Origin of the sequence: Actinomadura decatromicini (assembly GCF_008121305.1) — a bacterium.
Taxonomy (GTDB): Bacteria; Actinomycetota; Actinomycetes; order Streptosporangiales; family Streptosporangiaceae; genus Spirillospora; species Spirillospora syzygii.
The window spans coordinates 420,720-443,433 of record NZ_VSRQ01000001.1 but is presented as its reverse complement, the minus strand read 5'-3'; the positions used below and the strand labels follow the sequence as shown (position 1 = coordinate 443,433).

General features: G+C 72.3%; 13 protein-coding genes and 1 pseudogene. 7 read left to right on the top strand and 7 right to left on the bottom strand.

All coding sequences use genetic code 11. From position 1 onward, the window contains the following. Positions 1–11: 11 nt before the first annotated feature. The 6 genes from FXF68_RS01715 to FXF68_RS01690 form a co-directional block, all read right to left on the bottom strand. Positions 12–695 (bottom strand): DUF305 domain-containing protein, encoded by a 684-nt coding sequence (locus FXF68_RS01715; RefSeq protein ID WP_148757056.1) that lies wholly within the window; start codon positions 693–695, stop codon positions 12–14. Between the two features lie 10 nt (positions 696–705). Further along, complete coding sequence (locus FXF68_RS01710; RefSeq protein ID WP_148757054.1) at positions 706–1,572, bottom strand: lytic polysaccharide monooxygenase auxiliary activity family 9 protein; 867 nt, start codon at positions 1,570–1,572, stop codon at positions 706–708. Positions 1,573–1,623: 51 nt separating this feature from the next. Beyond that, a complete protein-coding gene (locus FXF68_RS01705; protein WP_148757053.1) occupies positions 1,624–3,387 on the bottom strand; it encodes a chitinase in 1,764 nt (587 codons plus the stop codon). 9 nt (positions 3,388–3,396) lie between these two features. Then, positions 3,397–4,977 (bottom strand): chitinase, encoded by a 1,581-nt coding sequence (locus FXF68_RS01700; protein WP_222869768.1) that lies wholly within the window; start codon positions 4,975–4,977, stop codon positions 3,397–3,399. Positions 4,978–5,407: 430 nt separating this feature from the next. Beyond that, positions 5,408–6,940, bottom strand: a complete 1,533-nt coding sequence (locus FXF68_RS01695; protein WP_148757051.1) for a cellulose binding domain-containing protein — start codon at positions 6,938–6,940, stop codon at positions 5,408–5,410. Positions 6,941–7,294: 354 nt separating this feature from the next. Beyond that, positions 7,295–8,866 carry an FAD-binding oxidoreductase gene (locus FXF68_RS01690; protein ID WP_148757049.1) on the bottom strand — a complete coding sequence of 524 codons (1,572 nt, stop codon included), beginning with the start codon at positions 8,864–8,866 and terminating at the stop codon, positions 7,295–7,297. A 105-nt stretch (positions 8,867–8,971) separates the two neighbouring features. Between FXF68_RS01690 and FXF68_RS01685 the strand changes: the two genes are divergently transcribed. After that, positions 8,972–9,784, top strand: a complete 813-nt coding sequence (locus tag FXF68_RS01685) for an N-acetylmuramoyl-L-alanine amidase (RefSeq protein ID WP_148757048.1) — start codon at positions 8,972–8,974, stop codon at positions 9,782–9,784. Between the two features lie 61 nt (positions 9,785–9,845). On the opposite strand, the gene FXF68_RS01680 is transcribed toward FXF68_RS01685, so the two are convergent. Continuing rightward, on the bottom strand, positions 9,846–10,283 hold the full coding sequence (locus FXF68_RS01680; protein ID WP_222869767.1) for a MarR family winged helix-turn-helix transcriptional regulator: 438 nt from the start codon (positions 10,281–10,283) through the stop codon (positions 9,846–9,848). Between the two features lie 65 nt (positions 10,284–10,348). On the opposite strand from FXF68_RS01680, the gene FXF68_RS01675 reads away from it, so the two are divergent. The 6 genes and pseudogenes from FXF68_RS01675 to FXF68_RS01650 all read left to right on the top strand — a co-directional run bounded on the left by FXF68_RS01675 (position 10,349) and on the right by FXF68_RS01650 (position 22,710). After that, positions 10,349–11,395, top strand: coding sequence for a substrate-binding domain-containing protein (locus FXF68_RS01675; protein ID WP_148757046.1), 1,047 nt, complete (start codon positions 10,349–10,351; stop codon positions 11,393–11,395). A gap of 126 nt (positions 11,396–11,521) precedes the next feature. Beyond that, positions 11,522–12,451: pseudogene (locus tag FXF68_RS01670) on the top strand (alpha/beta fold hydrolase); the annotation flags it as partial. A gap of 104 nt (positions 12,452–12,555) precedes the next feature. After that, entirely contained in the window at positions 12,556–13,524 is a 969-nt protein-coding gene (locus FXF68_RS01665; RefSeq protein ID WP_148757044.1) for a DUF1702 family protein, read from the top strand. A gap of 94 nt (positions 13,525–13,618) precedes the next feature. Beyond that, on the top strand, positions 13,619–15,604 hold the full coding sequence (locus FXF68_RS01660) for an FG-GAP repeat domain-containing protein (protein ID WP_148757042.1): 1,986 nt from the start codon (positions 13,619–13,621) through the stop codon (positions 15,602–15,604). Continuing rightward, the gene (locus FXF68_RS01655) at positions 15,601–16,611 is read left to right on the top strand and encodes a hypothetical protein (RefSeq protein ID WP_148757040.1); all 1,011 of its coding nucleotides are present in this window, start codon (positions 15,601–15,603) and stop codon (positions 16,609–16,611) included. Before FXF68_RS01660 ends, FXF68_RS01655 begins: the two co-directional genes overlap by 4 nt. 207 nt (positions 16,612–16,818) lie before the next feature. Further along, positions 16,819–22,710, top strand: a complete 5,892-nt coding sequence (locus FXF68_RS01650; protein WP_148757038.1) for a type I polyketide synthase — start codon at positions 16,819–16,821, stop codon at positions 22,708–22,710. Positions 22,711–22,714: the final 4 nt, after the last annotated feature.

Below are 22,714 nucleotides of genomic sequence, written 5' to 3'. Positions count from 1 at the left end.
ATGCCGAACACCTACTTCCGGTGGGAGTCTTCCGGGGGTTGGGTGAGAATCTTCAACATCTGTTTGATCTGCGCCGACCGGGAGCGGTCGACGCGCTGCGCCAGGCGGCGCGTCCACGAGTCCTCGCCCTGGCCCGTCTCCAGGCGTGCCATCTGGACCGCGTCGTCCTGATGGCCGATCAGCAGGTTGAGGAACTCGCGTTCGAAGCGGTCCGCCGGAGTCCGCGCCAGGGCCTCCAACTCGGCGTCGGTCGTCTCCGGCAGGCCGCCGTGCGCGGCGTGCTCGCCGGACGCCGCCCGCAGCGGGCGCCGCCAGTCGCGCAGCCGCTTCTGCATCTGCCTCGCTTCGGCCACCTCCGTCGTCTCGATGGCCGCGGCCAGCGTCCTGACCTCGGGCGTGACGGCGTGCCCCTTCGCGAGCCGGACCAGCTTCACGCCCTGTTCCTGATGGGGAAGCATCATCTGCAGGAACATGACGTCGGTGGGGTTGAACCCGCGGCCGCCCTGGGCCGCGGGGGTGGAGCCGCCGGTCGGCGAACCGCCGGCGGCTCCGCATTGCGCGAACACCAGGACGGCGCAGGCGGCGAGGATCGCGAGCGCGCCGTACTTCGGCGCGGCGCGCCTCAGCCGTGCACGGTCCTCGCCTGTCGTCGGCGTGCCGCTCGTCGCGGCCGCCTCATCGCCGGTGCGCCTCATGGTGTCGCGCTCAGACCTTCCGCCAGAGCGCGGCGGTGGTCGAGGGCTCCCAGCCGGCGATCGCGGTGTGCGGCTGGACGCACTGGTACGTCGAGCCGTTGTAGGTCACCTTGTCGCCCGCGGCGTAGGACGTGCCCGCGGCCCACGTGCCGTGGTCCGTCGGAGGGTCGGTCGGGGGGTCGGTCGGAGGATCGGTGGGCGGGTCCGTCGGCGGGTCGGTCGGCGGGGTGGTGGTGCCGCCGCCGCCGAAGTCGATGTCGGAGCAGGTGTAGAACGCCTCGTTGCTGTAGGCCATCCGCTGCCAGATGGAGTACAGGATGTGGCGTCCCGTCCGCTGCGGGAGGGTGATCGTCCAGTTGGTGAACGTGGTCGGGTTCTGGTGGGCGAACGTCTGGATCGGGACGAGATCGGACCAGCGCAGCGGCTGCGTCGGGTCGAAGCCATCGCGGGTGATGTAGAAATCGAAGTTGCCGTCCGCGTGCGGCGCGGTCGCGTGGTAGGTGATCGTCAGCGGCCCCGGCTTGACGCTCGTCGCGGGCCAGTCGGCGCGCGGCAGGTCGAGCCCGCGGTACTTCGCCCGGCCGGCGCTGCAGAGCTGGCCGTCCGGGATGAGCTGGCGGTGCCGACCGCCCGCGTCGAGCAGCGACACCTCGTTCCAGTCGTAGAACGCCTGGGTGCCGTTCGCCGCGACGGCCGCCTTGCAGGCGGCCGACTTCGGGGTCTCCGGGCCCTCGGTCTTGCAGACGTACACGCGGCTCGGCGGGTTGGACATGCTGCCGTGCGCGCTCGCGCCCGTCGCGGAGCCGACCAGGACCGCGGCGGACGCGGCCGGGACGGCGACCGCCGCGACCGCGGCGGCCTTCGTTCTCGATCTCATCTCTTCCCTTCCGGTGGGGTGGGTGATCCGGGGTGGTTCAGGGGTGGCGGATCACGGAAGGCCGTTCAGGAACGGCCGGTGGCTGTTCATGAACTCCCAGGAGTAGTAGCGGTCCCAGTTGATCGACCAGGTCATCAGGCCGCGGAAGCCCGGGGACGTCCCGCCGCGCAGGGTGTAGGAGCCGCAGCCCGTCCCCTTCACGAGGCAGTTGACGGCCTGCTGCGCCTGGGCGGGCGGGGTGTGCCCGTTGCCGGCGCTGACCGCCGCGGGGAGCCCGATGCCGATCTGGTCGGGCCGCAGCCCGGGGAACGTCTTGCCGGTGTTCCCGACCGGGAACCCGGCCTTGACCATGTCGGTCATCGCGATGTGGAACTCGGCGCCGCCCATGTTGTGGTACTGGCCGTCGAGCCCCATGACCGGTCCGGAGTTGTAGTCCTGGACGTGCAGCACGGTCAGGTCGTCGCGCATCGCGTCGATCACCGGGAGGTACGCGCCGCCCCGCCCGTCGCCGCCGCTCGTCCCGCCGTAGAACTGGTAGCCGACCTGGACGAAGAACGTCTCGGGCGCCATCGTCAGCACGAACTTCTGGCCGTACTTCGCCTTCAGCGTCTTCAACGCCGAGATCAGGTTGACGATGACCGGGGTGGTGGGGTTGCGGAAGTCGGCGTCGCCCGGGTTGAGGTACAGCGAATGGCCCTCGAAGTCGACGTCGAGACCGTCCAGCCCGTACTTGTCGATGATCGCCGAGACGGACCGGACGAACGCGTCCCGCGCCGCCGTCGTGGTGAGCTGGACCTGGCCCTTCTCACCGCCGATCGAGATCAGCACCTTCTTGCCCTGCGCCTGCTTCGCGCGGATCGCGGCGATGAACTCCTCGTCGCTCTCCACGTTCTTGCACTCGGACACCGGGCAGCGGGTGAACCGGATGTCGCCGGACGTGACGGACGTCGGCTCGCCGAACGCGAGGTCGATGATGTCCCACGCGTCCGGGACGTCCGCCATCCGGACGTAGCCGGAGCCGTTGGCGAAGCTGGAGTGCAGGTAGCCGATGAGCGCGTGCTTGGGCAGGCCGGTGTCGACGCACCCGCTGGTCCGGCCGCTCGCGGCGGTGGACTTCGCGGACTCGCCGACGTCGTTGTACGCCGCGACCGTGTAGCTGTGCGAGCTGCACGCCGTGAGGCCCGAGACGGTGGCGCCGGTCCCGGTGACCGTCGCCTTGAGGGCCGAGCCCTCGTAGACGCGGTAGCCGGTGACCGTCCCGGACGCGGGCGTCCACGACAGCGCGATCGAGTTGTCCGTGACCGCGCCGACCGACGGCGAGCCGGGCGTGCCGGGCACGCCCGGCTGGGGGTCGCCGCCGGGGCCGTCGAGGACGACGTCGTCCGCGTAGTACGCGCTGTTGCCGTACCAGCCGTGCAGGAATATCTCCGCGGACGTCTGGTTCGCGCCCGTCGTGAACGACACCGACAGCTTCGTGTAGTCGGACGCCGACGGGGTCCAGGTCTGCGACCCGCCCGTCACGCCGAGGTACACGTAGCTGCCCCGCACCCAGGCGGACAGCGCGTACGCCGTGTTCGGCTTCACCGCGACCGTCTGCGTGCACTGCCCGGTGCTGCCCGCGCTGACGCCGCCCTGGAGGGCGTGCGTCCCGGCGTGCGCCGGGGTGGCCACCACCGAGCCGTTGTCGCAGGTCCACGGGTTCAGCGTCCCGCTCTCGAAGCCCGCGTTGGTGAGCACGTTGTCCGCGTGCGCCGGGCTCTGCAGCCCGACGAGCAGCCCGGCGGTCAGCACCGCCGGGGCCCATATCCTCCTCATGGCCCGCCCCTACGGAAGCGTCTTCAGGTGCGGGCCGACCGTCCCGGCGAAGCCGCCGCCGTTGGTGACGTCCCAGTTGATCGACCAGGTCATCGCGCCGCGGATGTCCGGGTAGGTCTTGGACGGCTTGAAGGAGCCGCAGTTCGTGCCCTTGGCGAGGCAGTCCAGCGCGTTGTTGACCAGGGACGGGGAGACGACGCCGCCGCCCGCCGCGCCGGCGCCCGCCGGGAGGCCGAGCGCGACCTGGTCGGGACGCAGCCCGTTCTCAAGCTGGATGCAGGCCAGCGCCGTCATGAAATTGACTGTTCCCTGCGAGTACACGCCCTGGTCGCAGCCGAGCATCGTGCCTGAGTTGTAGTACTGCATGTGGACGACGGTCAGGATGTCCTTGATGTTCAGCGCGAGCTGGAAGTAGGCCGCGCCGGTGGACTGCATGTCGACCGTCTGCGGCGCCATCGTGATGATCAGGTTGCTGCCGGCCTTGGCGCGCAGCGCCCGGAGCGCCTGCCCCATGTACTGCGGGCTGAGGCCGTTCTCCAGGTCGATGTCGACGCCGTCGAAGCCCCACTCGGTCATGATCTTGTAGACGGAGTTGGTGAACAGCTCGGCGGCGTTCGCGTTGCCGACCCAGACGGCGCCCTTCTCACCGCCGACGGACAGGATGACCTTCTTGCCCTTGGCCTGGAGCGCCTTGACGTCGGCCTTGAACTGGTCGTCGGTGTAGCCGCCGACCTTGCTGGCGAGGCCGGGGTCGACCTTGAAGCTGACCTCGCCGAAGTTGCTGGTGGCCTCGCCGAACGCGACGGCGACGACGTCGTACTGGTCGGGCACCTGGGAGAGCTTCAGCGCGCGGGCGCCGTTCACGAAGTCGTGCCAGTAGCCGGTGAGGAAGTGCTTCGGCAGCGGCCCGGTGGCGCAGCCGGTGGTCGTCGCGGTGACGGCCGTGCTCGCGGCCGACTCGCCCTTGTCGTCGTACGCCTTGACCGTGTAGCTGTGCGTGGAGCACTTGTCGAGGCCGGAGATCGTCGTGGACGTCCCGCTGGCGGTGGCGCGCACGGCGGTGCCCTCGTAGACGCGGTAGCCGGTCGGCGTGCCGGTGCCCGCCGTCCAGCTCAGCGTGAGCGAGGTGTCGGTGCGCGCGGTGACGGACGGGGCGCTGGGCGAGCCGAGGCCGCCGCCCGGACCGCCGTCGTCGCCGCCCGCGCAGGGCTGGCCGTTGAACTTGCAGTTCTGCGGGCTGCCGGGACCGTTCCCGAGGAACCCGAAGGTGACCGCTCCGCCGGCCGGGATCGCGGCGTTGTACCCGCGGTCCTTGAAGACGTTGTGCTGCCCGTCCTTGGTGAGGAGGGCGTCCCAGTAGGAGCCGACGGTCGTGCCCGCCGGGAGGTCGAACTCGACCGTCCAGCCGCTGACGGCGGCGCCGGACGGGTTGCTGAGCGTGAAGCGGCCCTCCCAGCCCGATCCCCAGTCCTGCGGCTTCGTGAAGGTCGCGGTCGCCGCCGCGGCGTGCGCGGGGGCGGGCAGGATCAGGGCGATCATCAGGGCGATGAGGACGCTGAGAGCAGAGCGGGGGCGCAAGGACTCCTCCATCGGTAGGGAAGCTGGCGGATTCCCCCGAACCCCGAGACGGACGCTATTTGATAGGAAGGTTTCCTATCAGTTTTGGAAGCAAGGTAACCGCCGACCGCGACCTGGGCAAGCCCTTTGCCGAAACGCCTGTTCGGGGGCCCGGTACCAGTCCAGCTTGAGCGCCGAACCAGCCCGGCCCGCGGCGAAAATCGGCACTGGTATCCAATTGGCAGCCATTTCATGGGCAGATCTTGCCGATAGGGTCCCGGTGCCGTTGTCGTCGTGAAACCGCTTCCGTGGGCCATTGAACGGCGGTCCGGACGTCGTGTCCGGGACGCCTTGGACGGGGCGGCTCGCCGGCCCTGTGAGAGCGCTGGAATCGGGGTGTGAGGGGTGAAAAGGGGCGGCCCGCGTCCCCGGAGCTGGGACGCGGGCCGCGCGGGGGAGTGGCTCAGAAGCCTGCCGTGATCTTGCTGAACTCCCACGGCTGCTGGCTGGTGCCGCTGTCGCCCGGACGGTCGCGGTTGACCGCCCAGAACGTGAGCCGGGAGAGGTTCTTGGACTTCGCCCAGTCGCGGATCTGCGTCCAGATGGCCGTGGTGGTCATCTCGTTCTGGTCGGACGCGCCGTTCATGCCGGAGATGCCCATGTGGGTGTAGGCCTCGGCGTCGGTGTACTTGAACGCCGACACGAGCGCGGTCTTCAGGCCCTCGGACGCCTTGACGGTGTTGCCGTACATGTCCGAGCCGCCGCTGAAGTCGAACGGCATGATCGAGAAGATGTCCACCGGGACCTGGAGCTTGGCGGCCTGGTTGATGAGCCGCTTGCCCACGTCGTTCGGCCCGCTGGTCAGGGTCGGCATGGTCAGGATCGTCTGGATGCCGGGGTTCTTCTGCTCGACGATCTTCAGCGCGTTCAGGATGCGGTCCTGCACCGTCGGGTTCTCGAACTCGTCGGTGTTCTCGATGTCGATGTCGATGGTCTTGAAGTTGAAGGCGTCGATCACCTTCTGGTAGGCGCCGGCGAGGAGCTCGGGCGTGGAGCAGTTCGGCCCGAGCTTGTTGCCGGACCAGCCGCCGATCGACGGCATGGCGTCACCGCCGGCCGCGCGGATCTTCTTGATCGCGTTCTCGTCCGCGCCGCCCTTGAGCGGACGCTGGCCGTCCCACGACGGGTTGCAGCCGCCCTGGGCGAGGATGAACGCCATGGTGAACGACTTGATGCCGGACGCGCTCATGACCGTGGTCGGGTCCGGGGGGTTGCCCCAACCCATGTACAGGTACGGCGCGGCGTGCTTGCCGACGTCGGGCGTGGTGCAGCCGGAGGTGGTGCCGCTGACCGTGGCGGCCGCGGACTCGCCGGCGTCGTTGTACGCCTTGATCGTGTAGGTGTGGGAGGAGCACTTCTCCAGCCCGCTGATCGTGGCGGTCGTGCCGGTCACCGTCGCGCGGACGGTGGAGTCCTCGTAGACGCGGTACCCGGTCACGGAACCGGACGACGCCGACCACGACAGGGTCAGCGATCCGTCCGTCTTGGCGGTCACGGACGGCTCGCCGGGCGTGGAGGGAGCGCCGGGCGTGGAGTCGTCGCCGGTACAGGACCCGCCGTTCAGCTTGCAGTTGTCAGGCGCTCCGGAGCCGCTGACCAGGAAGCCGAACGTGACGGTGGCGCCGGGCGCGATGCCGGCGTTGTACTCGCGGTTGGCGAAGGTGGCGTGCTGCCCGTTCTTCGTGAGCAGCGCGTCCCAGTAGGAGCCGATCGACGAGCCGGCCGGAAGGTCGAACTCCACCTTCCACGACGCGAGGGCCGCACCGGTCTCGTTCTTGATCGTGTACTTGCCCTCGTAGCCGGAGCCCCAGTCGGAGGCCTTGGCGAACGACGCCGTCACGGTGCCCGCGGCGTTGGCCGAGATCGGGACCAGCAGGGCGAGGACGAGGGCGGAGAGGGCGGTGAACAGGAAGCCTGGGAAGAGCTTTCTTCTCAATGTCACTCCCGGGTAGGAGGGTGTGGATGAGCGGGAATCCCCCGAACCCCGAGTCGGTTCGTGCTGCGCGCTCGGTTACGCGCCGGTCGTCGATCGCCTGGCGGGGGGCGGACGCGGCATCTCGTGCGGCCTCGGATCTGATAGGAAACTTTCCTGTTAATCGAGTGAACCGTAATCGGCGATCCGCCGCCGGGCAACCCCGTCCGGCGAGAAGGGCGCGGGCGCCCCGGCATCCCAGTCCAGCTAATGGACCGAACCACACTGAGACGGGAAGAATGTCGGCAGTTTTCGCCGAAGCGACCCTCATTTGTTGGGCAATTCCGCGGAACGGCGTTCAGGTTCGCGGACGGAGAGTCAGGGCGCGGGGACGAGAACGCCCGGGTTGAGGACGCCCGCCGGGTCGAGCGCGGCCTTGGCCGCGGTCAGCGCCGCGCCGAACGGGCCGGGCCGCTGCCGGTCGTACCAGGGCCGGTGGTCGCGGCCGACCGCGTGGTGGTGGGTGATCGTCCCGCCGTGCGCCGCGATCGCCTCGGACACGGCGGTCTTGATCCCGTCCCACTGGGCGACCATGGCGCCCCAGCGTCCGGGCGCGTACACGGTGAAGTACGGGGCCGGGCCGTCCGGGTAGACGTGAGTGAATCGGCAGGTCACGACGCCGTTCCCGGCGACGTCGCGGATCGCGTCGCGGGCCGCCTCGGTGACCGCGCGGTGCAGGCGGTCGAAGCCGTCCCAGGTGCAGGACGTCTCGAAGGTCTCCACGATCAGCGCGTGCCTGGCCAGCGCGTCCCGCTGGTAGGGCATGCGCAGGAACGACGACCGCCACGTGTCGGAGGCCGTGTCGGAGTCGGCGGGCTCGTCCGGGGTTTCGCCGCCGTGGTCGCGGCACAGTTCCAGCGCCCGTTCGAGGGACGCGCGCACCGGATGGTCGGCGGACTCGAAGGCGAGCACCAGCACGCCGCCGTCCACGGCCACGCCCGCGTTGACCAACGCTTCGGCGGCGTCCAGCAGGCGGCAGTTCGCCGGGTGCAGCCCGCTCTGCGCGACCGCGCGAGTGGCCGCCACCGCCGCCGCGTAGTCCGCGAACCGGACGGACGCCTTCGCCCGCCACCGTGGCCGTTCCCGCAGCCGCATCCACGCCTCGGTGATGATCCCCAGCGCTCCCTCGCTGCCGAGGAACAGCCGGTCGGGGGACGGTCCCGCGCCCGACCCCGGCAGCCGCCGCGACTCGGCGACCCCGCTCGGCGTCACCACCCGCATCGACTCGACCAGGTCGTCGATGTGCGTGGCGAGGGTGGCGAAATGGCCGCCCGCGCGGGTCGCCAGCCAGCCGCCGAGCGTGGAGAACTCGAACGACTGCGGGAAGTGGCGGAGCGTCAGGCCGTGCGGCCTGAGCTGGTCCTCCAGATGCGGGCCGAGCACGCCCGCCTGGATGCGCGCGGCCCGGCTCACCGGGTCGACCTCCAGGACGCGGTCGAGCCGCGTCAGGTCGATGGTGACGGCGGGGCGGCCGTCCTCGAACCGCGGCTCGATCCCGCCGACGACCGAGCTGCCGCCGCCGTAGGGGATCGCGGCGACGCGGCCGCCGGAGCACCAGTCGAGCAGGTCGACGACGTCGCGCTCGGCCCGCGGGCGCGCGACCAGGTCGGGCACGTGCGGGAGGTCGCCGAGCAGGTTGCGCGCCACGTCCCGGAACGCCTTGCCGTGCGCGTGCGCGGCCCGGTCGGCGGGATCGGCGGAGCACAGCGCGGCGAGGGACGGCGGCGGGGAGAGCCGGGCGGCCGGGATGCCGAGCGAGGCGACGTCCGGTGGTTCGTGGCCGGTCGGCTCGCCGGGCGCGAGGGCACGGGCGCGGGCGAGCAGCGCGTCCAGTTCGGCGCCGCGCACGGCGTCCTCGACGTTTCCCCAGCCCCACCACGACCGCGCCATCACCGCTCCCTCCCCGGCAGAGGGCCATCATCCCGTTGTTTAGGCGGGGCTGGACGGCGCAGATTGGGAGAGTCGGAGACCGGAGCGTCACGGGGGGATGGGCCGGTGAGGGTTTTCGGGGCCGCCGTCCTGCTGTGCGCCGGGACGGCGCTCGCCGCGTGCGGCGGCGACGAGGGGAACGGCGGGAGTTCTCCGGCGGCGACTCCCGCCACGAGCACGGTTCCGTCGGCCGCGCCGTCCGGGACCCCGCCGGGCACGGCCCCGTCGCTGCGCGGGAAGACGATCGTGATCGACCCCGGCCACAACGGCGGCAACGAGGCCCATCCCGAGGTGATCAACAAGAAGGTGTTCATCGGGAACGGATACAAGCCCTGCAACACCACCGGGACGAGCACCGCGCAGGGCTATCCCGAGCACGCCTTCACCTGGGACGTCGCCAACCGCCTCGCGGCCGTTCTGCGCGCACAGGGCGCCAGGGTGTCGCTGACCAGGAGGAACGACACCGGGGTCGGGCCGTGCGTCACGACCCGGGCGGAGATCGCCAACGGGCTGCGCGCCGACGCCGTCGTGTCGATCCACGCGGACGGCGCCGAGCCGTCCGGGCACGGGTTCCACGTCATCGAGCCGGAGCCGGTGGGGAAGAACGCGGGGATCGTCCAGCCGTCCGGGCGGCTCGGCGCCGCGCTCCGCGACGCCTACCGCTCGGGGACGGGCATGCCGCCCGCCACCTACGTCGGACGCGACGGCCTCGACCGGCGGGACGACCTCGGCGGGCTCAACATGTCCACGGTCCCGGCGGTGTTCATCGAATGCGGCAACATGCGGAACGCGGGCGACGCGGCGAAGATGTCGAGCGCCGCGTTCCGGCAGCGGATGGCGGACGCCATGGCCTCCGGCGTCGGGGCCTTCCTCCGCTGACCCGCCCCCTGGGACGGGCAGAAACTTTTCGGGAGAAGTATTTCTCCGTGAACCAGTGGCCTCAGTCGAGCTGCGCGGACATCCGGGTCAGCAGCGCCTGGAGCAGCGCCAGCTCCTCCCGGCCGACCGACTCGCGGACCCGGCGCCACTCGTCCTCGGTCGCGGCGGTCAGCCGGTCCAGCGACTCGCGGCCGTGCTCGGACAGGAACACGAGCACGCGGCGCCGGTCGGCGTCGTCCACCCGGCGGAACACGCGGCCCGCCGAGACCAGCCGGTCGACGATCTTGGTGAGCGTGGGGGCGGGGAGCAGCGCGAAGTCGGCGACCTCGGTCATCGTGTGGCCGGCGCCGTCCCCGAGCAGGGAGAGGACGCGCCATTCCTCGACGGTGGAGCCGGCGGCCTTCAGCGCCGCGCCGAGCCGGGCGGCGATGCCGCGCTCGACCCTGGAGAGCACGCGGGGCAGGTCCAACTCGGCCTGCGGGATACCTGTTGTAGTCATCTTGAGACCGAAGATTACCGTCTCATTGAAACTATTTCGGCGTCGGTATCTACTAACGTCCCAGTATGGACGCCCTCGACGTCGCCCTCGTGGTGCCTCGGCAGGGACCCGCGGGACTCTTCGGGCCCTCGGCCGAGCTGTGCGCCCGGCTCGCCGAGGAGGAGGTCAACGCGGAGGCGGGCGTCCTCGGGCGGCGGCTGCGGCTCCGGGTCGTGGACGGCGGCGGCCCGCCCGCCCGCGTCGCCGCCGCGGTCGACGCGCTGGTCAGGGACGGCGCCGTGCAGGCCGTGACCGGCTGGCACATCTCGGCCGTCCGGCAGTGCCTCGCGCCGCGCATCGCGGGCCGCGTCCCGTACGTGTACACCGCGCTGTACGAGGGCGGCGAGCGGTCGCCCGGCGTGTTCCTCACCGGCGAGACGCCCGAGCGCCAGCTCCGCCCGGCGCTGCGCTGGCTCGCGTCCGAGCTCGGCGTCCGCCGCTGGACGATCCTCGGCGACGACTACGTGTGGCCGCGCGGCACGGCCCGCGCCGTCCGGGCCTACCTGGCCGAACAGGGCGCGGTCCTCTGCGACGAGATCTACGTCCGGCTCGGCACGCAGGACTTCGGCGAGCCGCTCCGCCGGATCGAGGCGAGCGGCTGCGAGGCCGTCCTGATGCTGCTGGTCGGCGACGACGCGGTGGCCTTCAACCGCGCGTTCGGCGCGGCGGGCCTGCCGCAGCTGCGGTTCAGCCCGCTGATGGACGAGAACATGCTCCTCGCGACGGGCGTGGAGGGCACCCGCGGGCTGTTCGCCGCGGCGGGCTTCTTCGAGACGCTCCCGACCGGCGACGGGCTGGACTTCGGCGCCCGCTACCACGGCCGGTTCGGCGCGCAGGCGCCGCCGCTGAACAGCATGGGGGAGTCGTGCTACGAGGGGGTGCGGCTGCTCGCCGAGCTGTTCCGGCGCAGCGGCGAGCTGGACGTCCGCTCGATGAACGCCGTCTCGGAGGGGCTCGGCTACGACGGCCCGCGCGGGCCGGTCGAGGTCCGCGACCGGCACCTGCGGCAGAACGTGTTCATCGCGGCCGCCGACGGGCTGGAGTTCGACGTGTTGCACCAGCTCACCCCTTGATTTTCGGTTCTGGCCTAAATAGTTTCTCTGGAAACTAAGGGGGGACTCATGCCCACGACCTTCGATCTCGGCGACCTCGTCCTGCAGGGCGGCGCGACGCTGCGCGGCGCCTAGCTCACCTACGAGACGTACGGCACGCTCTCGGCCGCCAAGGACAACGCGATCGTCTACCCGACCTGGTACTCCGGACGCCACCGGGACAACGAATGGCTCATCGGCGAAGGGATGGCGCTGGACCCGACCCGGTACTTCATCATCGTGCCGAACATGCTCGGCAACGGGCTGTCCAGCTCGCCGAGCAACACCCCGGAGCCCTACGACCGCGCCCGGTTCCCGAACGTCACCATGTACGACAACGTCGAGGCGCAGTACCGCCTCGTCACCGAGCACTTCGGCATCGAGCGGCTGCCGCTCGTCACGGGCTGGTCGATGGGCGCGGGCCAGACCTACCAGTGGGGCGTCAGCCATCCGGAGATGGTGGAGCGCATCGCGCCGTTCTGCGGCTCGTCCCGGTGCAGCTACCACAACAAGGTGTTCCTCGAAGGCGTGAAGGCGGCGCTCACCGCGGACGCCGCGTTCGAGTACGGCTGGTACACGTCCCCGCCGACCCACGGCCTGCGTGCCGCGGCCCGCGTCTACGCGGGCTGGGGGTTCTCCCAGGCGTTCTACTGGGACCGCCTCTACGAGAAGCTCGGCTACAGCTCGCTCGAAGACTTCCTCGTCGGTTTCTGGGAGGGCTTCTTCCTCGACGACCGCGACGCCAACAACCTGCTCACCATGCTCTGGACGTGGCAGAACTCCGACGTCGGCCGCACCCCCGGGTTCGACGGGAACACTAAGGCGGCGCTCGCGTCCATCAAGGCCCGCGCGCTGGTCATGCCCGCCGAGAAGGACCTCTACTTCCCGCCCGAGGACGAGGCGTGGGCCGTCCAGCACATCCCGAACGCCGAGCTCCGCGTCATCCCCGGCGTGTGGGGGCACTTCGCCGGGCACGGCAGCAACCCCGAGGACACGGCCTTCATCGACTCGGCGCTTAAGGAGCTCCTCGCGACCTGATCCGCGCCGGCCCCCGATTTACGCCAGGGCAATTCAGAAGATGACGGTCGGACCTGACCGGAGCCAGGCTGACTGTGAAGATGCCCGGGCGACAGGGAGGACCGATGCCGACGCTGTCAGGGACGCTTCGAGACCGGCTGCTGACCCCGGACCCGGCGGAGGCCACGTTCGCGAAGAGGGGATTCCACGCACGCGACCCCCTGACCCGCGGCCATCTGGAACAGGCGGGAGGCAACTTCCTCACCGGGTTCAAGCACGCCATGGTCAGCCGCGACCTGGGTGAGGCGGCCCGGCTGTTAGGCACGGTCGAGCGCCCGTACCAGGGCTTCGCCTACGAGGGCGCCGCCATGGCGTTCGCGATCGTCGACGCGGTCACGCCGTGGCGGTCCGCGAGACTGCCGGCGTTCATCGCGGGCGCGGCCGACCCGCACGTCTACATGGCCAACGTCGGAGCGGGCTGGGCGATGGCGCGGCTGCCCCGCCCGCTCTGGCGCCGGATCAGGCTCCCCGACCCGCTGCTGCGCTGGCTCGCGGCCGACGGGTACGGCTTCCACCAGGCGTACTTCGCGACCGAGCGGCACGTCACCCGCCGCGAGCCGGCCCGGCCGAGGCTCCCCTGGCCGGACGAGTCGGGCTACGCCTCCCGCGCCGCCGACCAGGGCGTCGGCCGCGCCCTCTGGTTCGTGTGCGGCGGCGACGTGGAGCGCCTCGCCGCGACGATCGGCGGGTTCGGCCCCGGCCGACGCGCCGACCTGTGGAGCGGCGCGGGGCTCGCCGCCACCTACGCGGGCGGCGTCGACGGCGCCGAGCTGGAGAAGCTGCGCAAGCTCGCGTCCGGGTTCCGCGCCGAGGTGGCGCAGGGCGCGGCGTTCGCGGCGGCGACGCGGCTGCGCGCGGGGCTCGTCGTCCCGCACACGGGGGTCGCGACCGACGTCCTCTGCGGCTCGTCCGTGGAGGAGGCGTCGGCCATCACCCAGGACACACTGCACGGCCTCCCCGCGGACGGCGCGATGCCCGCCTACGAGCTGTGGCGCAGGCGCATCCAGGCGGTGTACCGGCCCGCCGAGGGCTGACTCCCACGCCGTAACGGCGTTTCACCCGTCAATCCTTCCGCTCTGGCATGCCCATGGGCGAAAGAAAATCACCGAACATCAGAGGAGGACGCAAATGGCCGTTCTTTGGACGCGAGGCCGGAGGTTCGTCCCAGCGCTGGTCGTCGTCGTCCTGGCCACCGCGCTGTTCTTCGCGGCCCGGCTCCCGCAGGCGTCGAGCGCCGACCGGGACCGGATGGCCGACCGCTACAAGTTCACCGAGATGCCGATCGCGATGCCGCCCGGCTATGCGCCGACGCGGACGATCCGGCAGGTGAACCCCGCCTACCACCACCTGCGGTCGTGGATCTCCGCGGTCGGCGCGGGCGTCGCCCTCAACGACCTGCGCGGCGACGGCCGCGAGGACGACCTCTGCGTCGTCGACCCGCGCACCGACCAGGTCGTCGTCACCTACGCGCCGACCACGCCCGCCGCGGAACGGTACACGCCGTTCACGCTCGACCCGGCGCCGCTCCCCATGGGCCCGGCGATCGCGCCGATGGGCTGCACCCCCGGCGACTACAACGGCGACGCCAGGATGGACCTGCTCGTCACCTTCTGGGGACGGACGCCGATCATCTTCCTGGCGAAGTCCAACGCCAAGGCGCCGGCGGCCGACTCGTACGAGCCGGTCGAACTCGTCCCCTCGGGGACCGTGGACGGCTCCTACCGCGGCCCGAAATGGCACACCAACACCGTCAACGTCGCCGACTACGACGCGGACGGGCACCCCGACATCCTCATCGCCAACTACTTCCCCGACTCCGACGTCCTGGACCCGCAGGGCCAGAAGAACGTGCAGATGAACGCGTCGATGTCGAACGCCAAGAACGGCGGCGGCACGCACGTCCTGCGCTGGCACGACGGGTCGGCGGGCGAGAAACCGACGGCGCGGTTCGCCGAGGTGACCGCGGCGATCCCGCACGAGCAGGCGACGGGCTGGGCGCTCGGGGCGTCGAGCGCGGACCTGTCCGGCGACGGCCTCCCGGAGCTCTACATCGCCAACGACTTCGGCAAGGACCACCTGTTCAACAACGTCTCCAAGCCGGGCGCGATCAAATTCAAGGAGGTCCTCGGAACGCGCCACCCGCACACGCCGAAATCGTTCGTCCTCGGGAAGAGCTCGTTCAAGGGAATGGGCATCGACTTCGCCGACCTGAACGGCACCGGCCGTTTCGACATGGTGGTCAGCAACATCACCACCGCGTGGGGCCTTGAGGAGAGCAACTTCGCCTGGATCAACGAGGCGAAGAACGAGTCCGAAATGGCGAGGCTGCTCGCCGAGGGCAAGGCGCCGTTCGAGCAGAAGGCGCGCGAGCTCGGCTTCGCGTTCACCGGCTGGGGCTGGGACGTGAAGGCGGGCGACTTCCTCAACAGCGGACGGCCCGACATCGTCCAGGCGGAGGGATTTATCAAGGGGAAGATCAACCGCTGGCCGTGGCTGCAGGAGATGGCCATGACCAACGACGACCTCTACACCGACCCGAAGATGTGGCCGGACATCCAGCCGGGCGACGACATCGCGGGCTCGCAGCCGATCGCGTTCTACGCCCGCCCGGAGGACGGCGGCGCGTTCGTCAACCTGAGCAAGGAACTCGGGCTCGACGTCCCCATCCCCACCCGGGGCATCGCGATCGCCGACACGCGCGGCACCGGCGCCCTCGACTTCGCCGTCGCGCGGCAGTGGGGCCCGCCCGCGTTCTACGCCAACAACTCGCCGGGTCTCGGCAGGCACCTCGGCCTGCGGCTCTACCGGCCCGCCGCGGGCGGCGCGGGCAAGGGCGGCATGCAGGCGCTCGGCGCGCCCGCCTACGGGACGACGGTCCGCGTCCGCACCGCGGACGGCCGGACGCGGATCTCCCGGCTGGACGGCGGCGGCGGGCACAGCGGCAAGCGCGGCTTCGAGGTCGACTTCGGCCTCGGCGGCGCGAGCGGCCCGGTGTCGGCCGAGCTGCGCTGGCGGGACGCCCAGGGACGGCCGCACACGCAGACGCTGAGCCTCGCGCCCGGCACCCACGACCTTCTCTTGGACGGAACCGCACAGGAGGTTCAGCGCCGATGACATCCACGCCGTTGACACCAACGTCGTCCACCCCGGCCGCGGCGGCCGCGACCGCCACGGCCCCACCGGGCGACGCGAAGGCGCCCGCGCAGGCGGCCCCGGCCGCTCCGGCGAAGCCGGACGTCCGCTACCTGGCGCTGCGCAACTTCGCCATCTCGCTGACCGTCTTCAACACCCTCGGGTACACCGTCCTCGGGTTCGAGCAGGCGTGGATCTGGCCGATCCTCGCGGCCCTCACCGGGTACGCGGCGGAGCTGACCTTCGAGTGGATCAGCGCCTGGGCGGAGCGTCGCGCCCCGCGCTACCGGGGCCGGGGCGTGCGCGGCCTGTACGAGTTCCTGCTCCCGGCGCACATCACCGCCCTCGCCGTCAACATGCTGCTGTACGCCAACGACCAGTGGTGGCCGGTCATGTTCGGCGTCGTGGTCGGGGTGGGCGGCAAGCACGTGTTCAAGGCGCCGGTGAACGGGCGGATGCGGCACTTCATGAACCCGTCCAACTTCGGCATCACGGTGACGCTGCTGTGCTTCGGGTCGTGGGTCAGCATCGCGCCGCCCTACATGTTCACCGAGTACGCCGGGACGCTGTTCCGGGTCCTGATCCCGCTGGTCATCATCACCGCCGGGACGGTCATCAACTCGATGCTCACCGGCCGCGTGCTGCTGATCGTCGGCTGGGCGGGCGGGTTCGCGATCCAGGCGCTCGTCCGGCACTGGATCTGGGACGCCCCGCTCTACACCGGGCTCGCGGTGATGACCGGCGTCGCGTTCGTGCTGTTCACCAACTACATGATCACCGACCCGGGGACGACGCCGTCCAAGCCGATCCCGCAGTTCATGTTCGGCGGCGGCGTGGCGTTCGTCTACGGCGTGCTGATGCTGTTCAACGTCGTGTACACGCTGTTCTTCGCGACGTCGATCGTGTGCGCGGCGCGCGGCATCGGCTGGTGGGTCGCGCACTGGCGGGCCCGCCGGAGCGCGCCGCGCGAATCCGCCGAGCACAATTAATTACGCCATTATGAAACGTCGTTATCCGATACCGAAGCACATTGGAAGAAGACGGTTGGTTTGTCCTGGTGCATCCTGAAAAGGCCGGGCCGGATCAATTGCGAGGCAAATAAATTCGATGGCCACCCGATGCGGGCCCGAATCCGGCCCGGCCGCCGCGGCGACCGCCGCGGGCCGGTTGGGAACTCGGAAAGAAGGCATCGCATCATGGTCGGGATCGCCGTCGTCGGAATGGCCTGCCGTTACCCGGACGCCGCCTCCCCGCGGGAGCTGTGGGAGAACATCCTCGCCGGACGGCGCGCCTTCCGGCGGCTGCCCGACGAGCGGATGCGGCTGGCGGACTACTGGGACCCCGACCCGGCGGCGCCAGACCGTTTCTACGCCCGGAACGCTGCCGTCATCGAGGGCTACGAGTTCGACCGGGTCGGGCACCGGGTGGCGGGCAGCACGTTCCGCTCCACGGACCTGACGCACTGGCTGGCGCTGGACGTCGCGGACAGGGCCCTCGCCGACGCGGGATACCCGCGCGGCGAGGGCCTGCCGAAGGAGACCACGGGCGTCGTCGTCGGCAACACCCTCGCGGGCGAGTTCACCCGCGCGAACCTGATGCGGCTGCGCTGGCCCTACGTGAAGCGCGTGGTCGGCTCGGCGCTGCTCGACCAGGGTTGGCGGGACGACCGGCTGGCGGGTTTCCTCGACCGGTTGGAACACGTCTACAAGAGCCCGTTCCCGGCGATCGACGAGGACACCCTCGCGGGCGGCCTCGCCAACACGATCGCCGGGCGGATCTGCAACCACTTCGACCTGAACGGCGGCGGCTACACGGTGGACGGCGCGTGCTCGTCCTCGCTGCTGTCGGTGGCGACCGCGTGCCGGGCGCTGCGCGACGGGGAGGCGGACGTCGTCATCGCGGGCGGCGTCGACCTCTCCATCGACCCGTTCGAGATCATCGGGTTCGCCAAGACGGGCGCGCTCGCCCGCGGCGAGATGCGCGTGTACGACAAGGCGTCCAGCGGGTTCTGGCCGGGCGAGGGCTGCGGGATGGTCGTGCTGATGCGCGAGGACGACGCCGCCGCGGCGGGACGTCCCGCGCACGCCCGCATCGCCGGGTGGGGCATCTCGTCCGACGGGCGGGGCGGCATCACGCGCCCCGAGGTCGGCGGGTACCGGCTGGCGCTGAGCCGCGCCTACGAGATGGCGGGCTTCGGCATCGACACCGTCGGCCTCTTCGAGGGCCACGGCACGGGCACCGAGGTCGGCGACGACACCGAGCTGACGGCGCTGTCCGAGGCGCGGGCGGAGGCCCTGAACGGGTCCGGCGGCCCCCCGGCGGCGGTCGGCTCCATCAAGGGCATGATCGGGCACACCAAGGCGGCGGCCGGGATCGCCGGGCTGATCAAGGCGGTGCTGGCGGTGCGCGAGCAGGTGCTGCCGCCGACCGCCGGCTGCGTCGACCCGCACCCGCTGCTCACCGCCGAGTCCGCGCCGCTGCGGATGCTGCGCAAGGCCGAGCCCTGGCCGGACGGCGGACCGGTCCGCGCCGGCGTCATGTCGATGGGGTTCGGCGGCATCAACACCCACATCGTGGTCGAGGGGATGGAGGAGCCCGCGCGGCGGTCCGCGTCCCTGCCGGGACCCGCGCGGGAGCTGGCCGCGTCCGCGCAGGACGCGGAGCTGCTGCTCGTCGACGGCGCCACCCCGGACGAGCTGCGCGACCGCCTGAAGCAGCTCGCCGACTGGGCGCCGCGCCTGTCCTACGCGGAGATCGGCGACCTCGCCGCCGCGCTGCAGCGACGGCTCCGCGACCTCCCGTACCGGGCCGCGATGGTCGTCTCCTCGCCGGAGGACGCGGAGCGCCGCCTCGGCGAGGCCCTCGACGCGCTCGACGCGGGCGACGACGTCCCGGTCACGGCGGACGGGCGGCTGTTCGTCGGCCGCGCGTCCGGCGGCTGCCGGATCGGCTACCTGTTCCCCGGCCAGGGCTCCGGCCGGGGCACCGGCGGCGGGGCGCTGCGCCGCCGGTTCGCCGAGGTCGAGGACGTCTACGCCGCGGCGGCGCTGCCCGCGTCCGGCGACATGGCCGCGACCGCCGTCGCGCAGCCGCGCATCGTCACCGGGACGCGGGCCGGGCTGCGCGCGCTCTCGCTGCTCGGCGTCCGGGCGTCCGTCGCGGTCGGGCACAGCCTCGGGGAGATCTCCGCGCTGCACTGGGCCGGGGCGCTGGACGGCGACACCCTGCTCCGCGCGGCCGTCGCCCGCGGGCGCATCATGACCGAGCGGTCCTCGTCCGGGACGATGGCCGGGATCGGCGCGCCCGCCGAGGCGGTGGAGCCGCTGATCGGCGACCTGCCCGTCGTCGTCGCCGGGTACAACGGGCCCGCGCAGACCGTCGTCGCGGGCGAGCGGGAGGCGGTCGAGGCGCTCACCGCCCGCGCGCGGGACGCCGGGCTGCGCACCATGGCCCTGCGCGTGTCGCACGCCTTCCACTCGCCGCTCGTCGCCCCGGCGGCGGACGAGTTCGGCGGCTGGCTCGACGGGGAGCGGTTCGGGCCGCTCGCCCGCCGCGTCGTGTCCACGGTGACCGGCGACGTGCTCGGCCCGCGGACCGACGTCCCGGACCTGCTGCGCCGCCAGATCACCGCGCCGGTCCGGTTCGCGCAGGCGGTCGGGCTCGCGGCCAAGGAGGTCGACCTGTTCGTCGAGGTCGGCCCCGGTCGGGTGCTCTCGTCCCTGCTGCCGGGGGTCACCGACGTCCCGGCCGTGGCGCTCGACACCGACGCCGAGTCGCTGCGCGGGCTGCTCCGCGTCGCGGGCGCCGCCTACGTGTCCGGCGCGCCCGTCGACCACGCCGCGCTGTTCCGGGGACGGCTCACCCGCCCGCTGGAGATCGGCGCGGAGCAGGCGTTCTTCACCAGCCCGTGCGAGAAGGCCCCGACCGTGAGCTTCGCGGACGTCCCGTTCAAGGACGCGGCAGTGAACGAGCAGGCAGTGAACGGGCAGGCGGTGAACGGGCAGGCCGTGACCGCGGGCGGGGCCGCCGAGGACGAGGCCGCCGACGGCCTGTCCGGGGTCGAGCTGCTGCGGCGGCTCGTGGCCGAGCGCGCCGAGCTGCCGGTGGAGATGGTGTCCGACGACAGCCACCTGCTGGACGACATGCACCTCAGCTCGATCACGGTCGGCCAGGTGATGAACCAGGCGGCGCGGTCGCTCGGCGTGCCGGTCGCGCAGTCGCCGCTGAACTTCGCCACCGCGACGATCCGGGAGCTGGCCGAGACGCTGGAGGCGCTCGCCGCCGGGGCGCCGGACGGCGCGCCGCCCGCCGTGGTCGAGGGCGCGCAGGCGTGGGCGCGCCCGTTCGCCGTCGACCTGGACGAGGTCCCGCTGCGCGCCCCGTCCGAGCCGGGCGGGGAGGCGGGGGAATGGTCGCTGTGGGCCGACCCTGGCGACGCCCTCGCGAAGCCGCTGCGCGATGCGCTGCGGAGCGCCGGGCTGGGCGGCGGCGTGCTCGTCTGCCTGCCCGAACACTGCGCGGAGGAGCACCTCGCCCTCGCCCTGGAAGGCGCGCAGGAGGCGCTCGCCGGAGCGCCGGACGGGCGGTTCGTCCTCGTCCAGCACGGGCGCGGCGCGGCGGGCCTCGCGAAGACGCTCCGGCAGGAGGCGCCGAAGCTCCGGGTGACGGTCGTGGACGTCCCGGCGAGCATCGAGGCGGTCGACTGGATCGTCGCCGAGGTCGCGGCGACCGGCGCGTTCAGCGAGGCGCACTACGACGCGCGCGGCGTCCGCCGGGTGCCGACGCTGCGCCCGCTGCCCGTCGAGAAGGCCCGGACGGAGACGCCGCTCGACGCGAACGACGTCGTCCTCGTCACCGGCGGCGGGAAGGGCATCACCGCCGAGTGCGCGCTGTCGCTGGCGGCCGAGACGGGTGCGCGGCTCGCGCTGCTCGGGCGCTCCGACCCGTCCGCCGACGACGAGCTGTCCGCGAACCTGCGCCGGATGACGGTCGAGGGCGCGACCGCCCGCTACTTCCGCGCCGACGTCACCGACCCCGAGCAGGTCGAGGCGGCCGTCGCCGAGATCACCCGGACGATGGGGCCGGTCACCGCGATCCTGCACGGCGCCGGGCGCAACGAGCCGCGCGGCCTCGCCGACCTGGACGCCGCCGCGATCCGCGACGCGTTCGCGCCCAAGATCGACGGGCTGCGGAACGTCCTCGCCGCGACCGGCCGCGACCGGCTCCGGCTGCTCGTGACGTTCGGCAGCATCATCGGCCGCGCCGGGCTGCGCGGCGAGGCCCACTACGCGACCGCCAACGAGTGGCTCGCCGACCTCACCCGCGAGCTGGCCGAGGAGCGGCCCGGCTGCCGCGCCGTCTGCATGGAGTGGTCGGTCTGGTCGGGCGTCGGGATGGGCGAGCGGCTGTCGGTCGTCGAGTCGCTCGCCCAGGAGGGCATCACCCCGATCACCCCGGACCAGGGCGTCGAGATCATGCGCCGCCTCGTCACCGACCCCGACGTCCCCGCCGTCACCGTGATCAGCGGCCGGACGGGCGGCGTCGACACCGTCCGGCGGGACGCGCCGCCGCTGCCGCTGCTGCGGTTCGTCGACCGTCCGCTCGTCCGGTACCACGGCGTCGAGCTGGTCGCGGAGGTCGAGCTGAACCCGGGCACCGACCGCTACCTCGCCGACCACCGGGTGGACGGCGACCTCCTGTTCCCGGCGGTGCTCGGCATGGAGGCGATGGCGCAGGCCGCCGCCGCCGTCACCGGGCGGACGGGCGTGCCGGTGATCGAGCAGGCGGAGTTCCCGCGGCCGATCGTCGTCCCGCCGGACGGGTCCACCACGATCCGGATCGCCGTCGTCGTCACCGGGACCGACACCGTCCGCGCCGTCATCCGCAGCAGCGAGACCGGGTTCGCGGCCGAGCACTTCCGCGCGGTCCTGCGCGTCCCCGCCGAGGGCGAGGCCAGGGCCGGGGCGGTCCCGGACGGCCCGCCCTACGCCGCCGGCGACGAACTGCCGGGCGTCCCGCTCGACCCGGCGACCGACCTGTACTCCGGCCTGCTGTTCCAGGGCGACCGCTTCCAGCGGCTCCGCCGCTACCACCGCGCCGCCGCCCGCTGGGTGGAGGTCGACGTCGCACTCCAGGACACCGACTGGTTCGCCGGTTACCTGCCCGGCGACCTCGTCCTCGGCGACCCCGGCATGCGCGACGCCCTCATGCACGGCTGCCAGGTCTGCGTCCCGGACGCCACGCTCCTCCCCATCGGCATCGACCGGCTCCACCCGGCGGGCCCTGATCTCGGCGGGGGGACGGCCCCCCACGCCCCCCGGAACCCCCAGGGGGTCGCGTCCGGCACCGGCGAGCTGCGGTTCTGCGCGACCGAGCGGTACCGGGACGGCGACACCTACGTGTACGACATCGCCGTCCGGACGGGCTCCGGGGAGGTCGTGGAGCGCTGGGAGGGGCTGCGGCTGCGGGCCGTCCGGAAGAACGAGCGGCCCGAGTCGTGGGTCGCCCCGCTGCTCGGCGCCTACCTGGAGCGGGCCGTCGAGGACCTCGCCGGCGCCCGCGTCGCCGTCGCCGTCGAACCCGTCGTCGACCCCGACCGGACCCGCGAGCACCGCGCCCGCACCGCCCTCGCGGCGGGCCGCGCGCTCGGCCGCTCCGCGCTCATCACCTACCGGCCGGACGGCAGGCCCGGCCTGCGCGACGGCCGGACGGTCTCGGCGTCCCACGGCGCGGGCGTCACCCTCTGCGCGGTCGGCGAAGGCGCGCTGGCCTGCGACGTCGAGCCGGTCGCCGGGCGGGCGGCGCACGACTGGGCCGACCTGCTCGGCGCGTCCGCGCCGCTTGCCGCGCTGCTCACCACCGCGATGGGCGAGGACGCGGACGCGGCCGGCACGCGCGTCTGGGCGGCGCTCGAATGCCTCCGCAAGGCGGGCCTCCCGCCGGACTCGCCGCTCTCCCTGCTGCACGCGCGGCCGGGCGGCTGGGCGGTCCTCGCGTCCGGCGGGCTGTCGGTCTGCACCCTCGTCACCACGCTGCGGGACGTGCCGGGCCCGGTCGTCCTCGCGATCCTCACCGAAGGGCGGTCATAGTCCC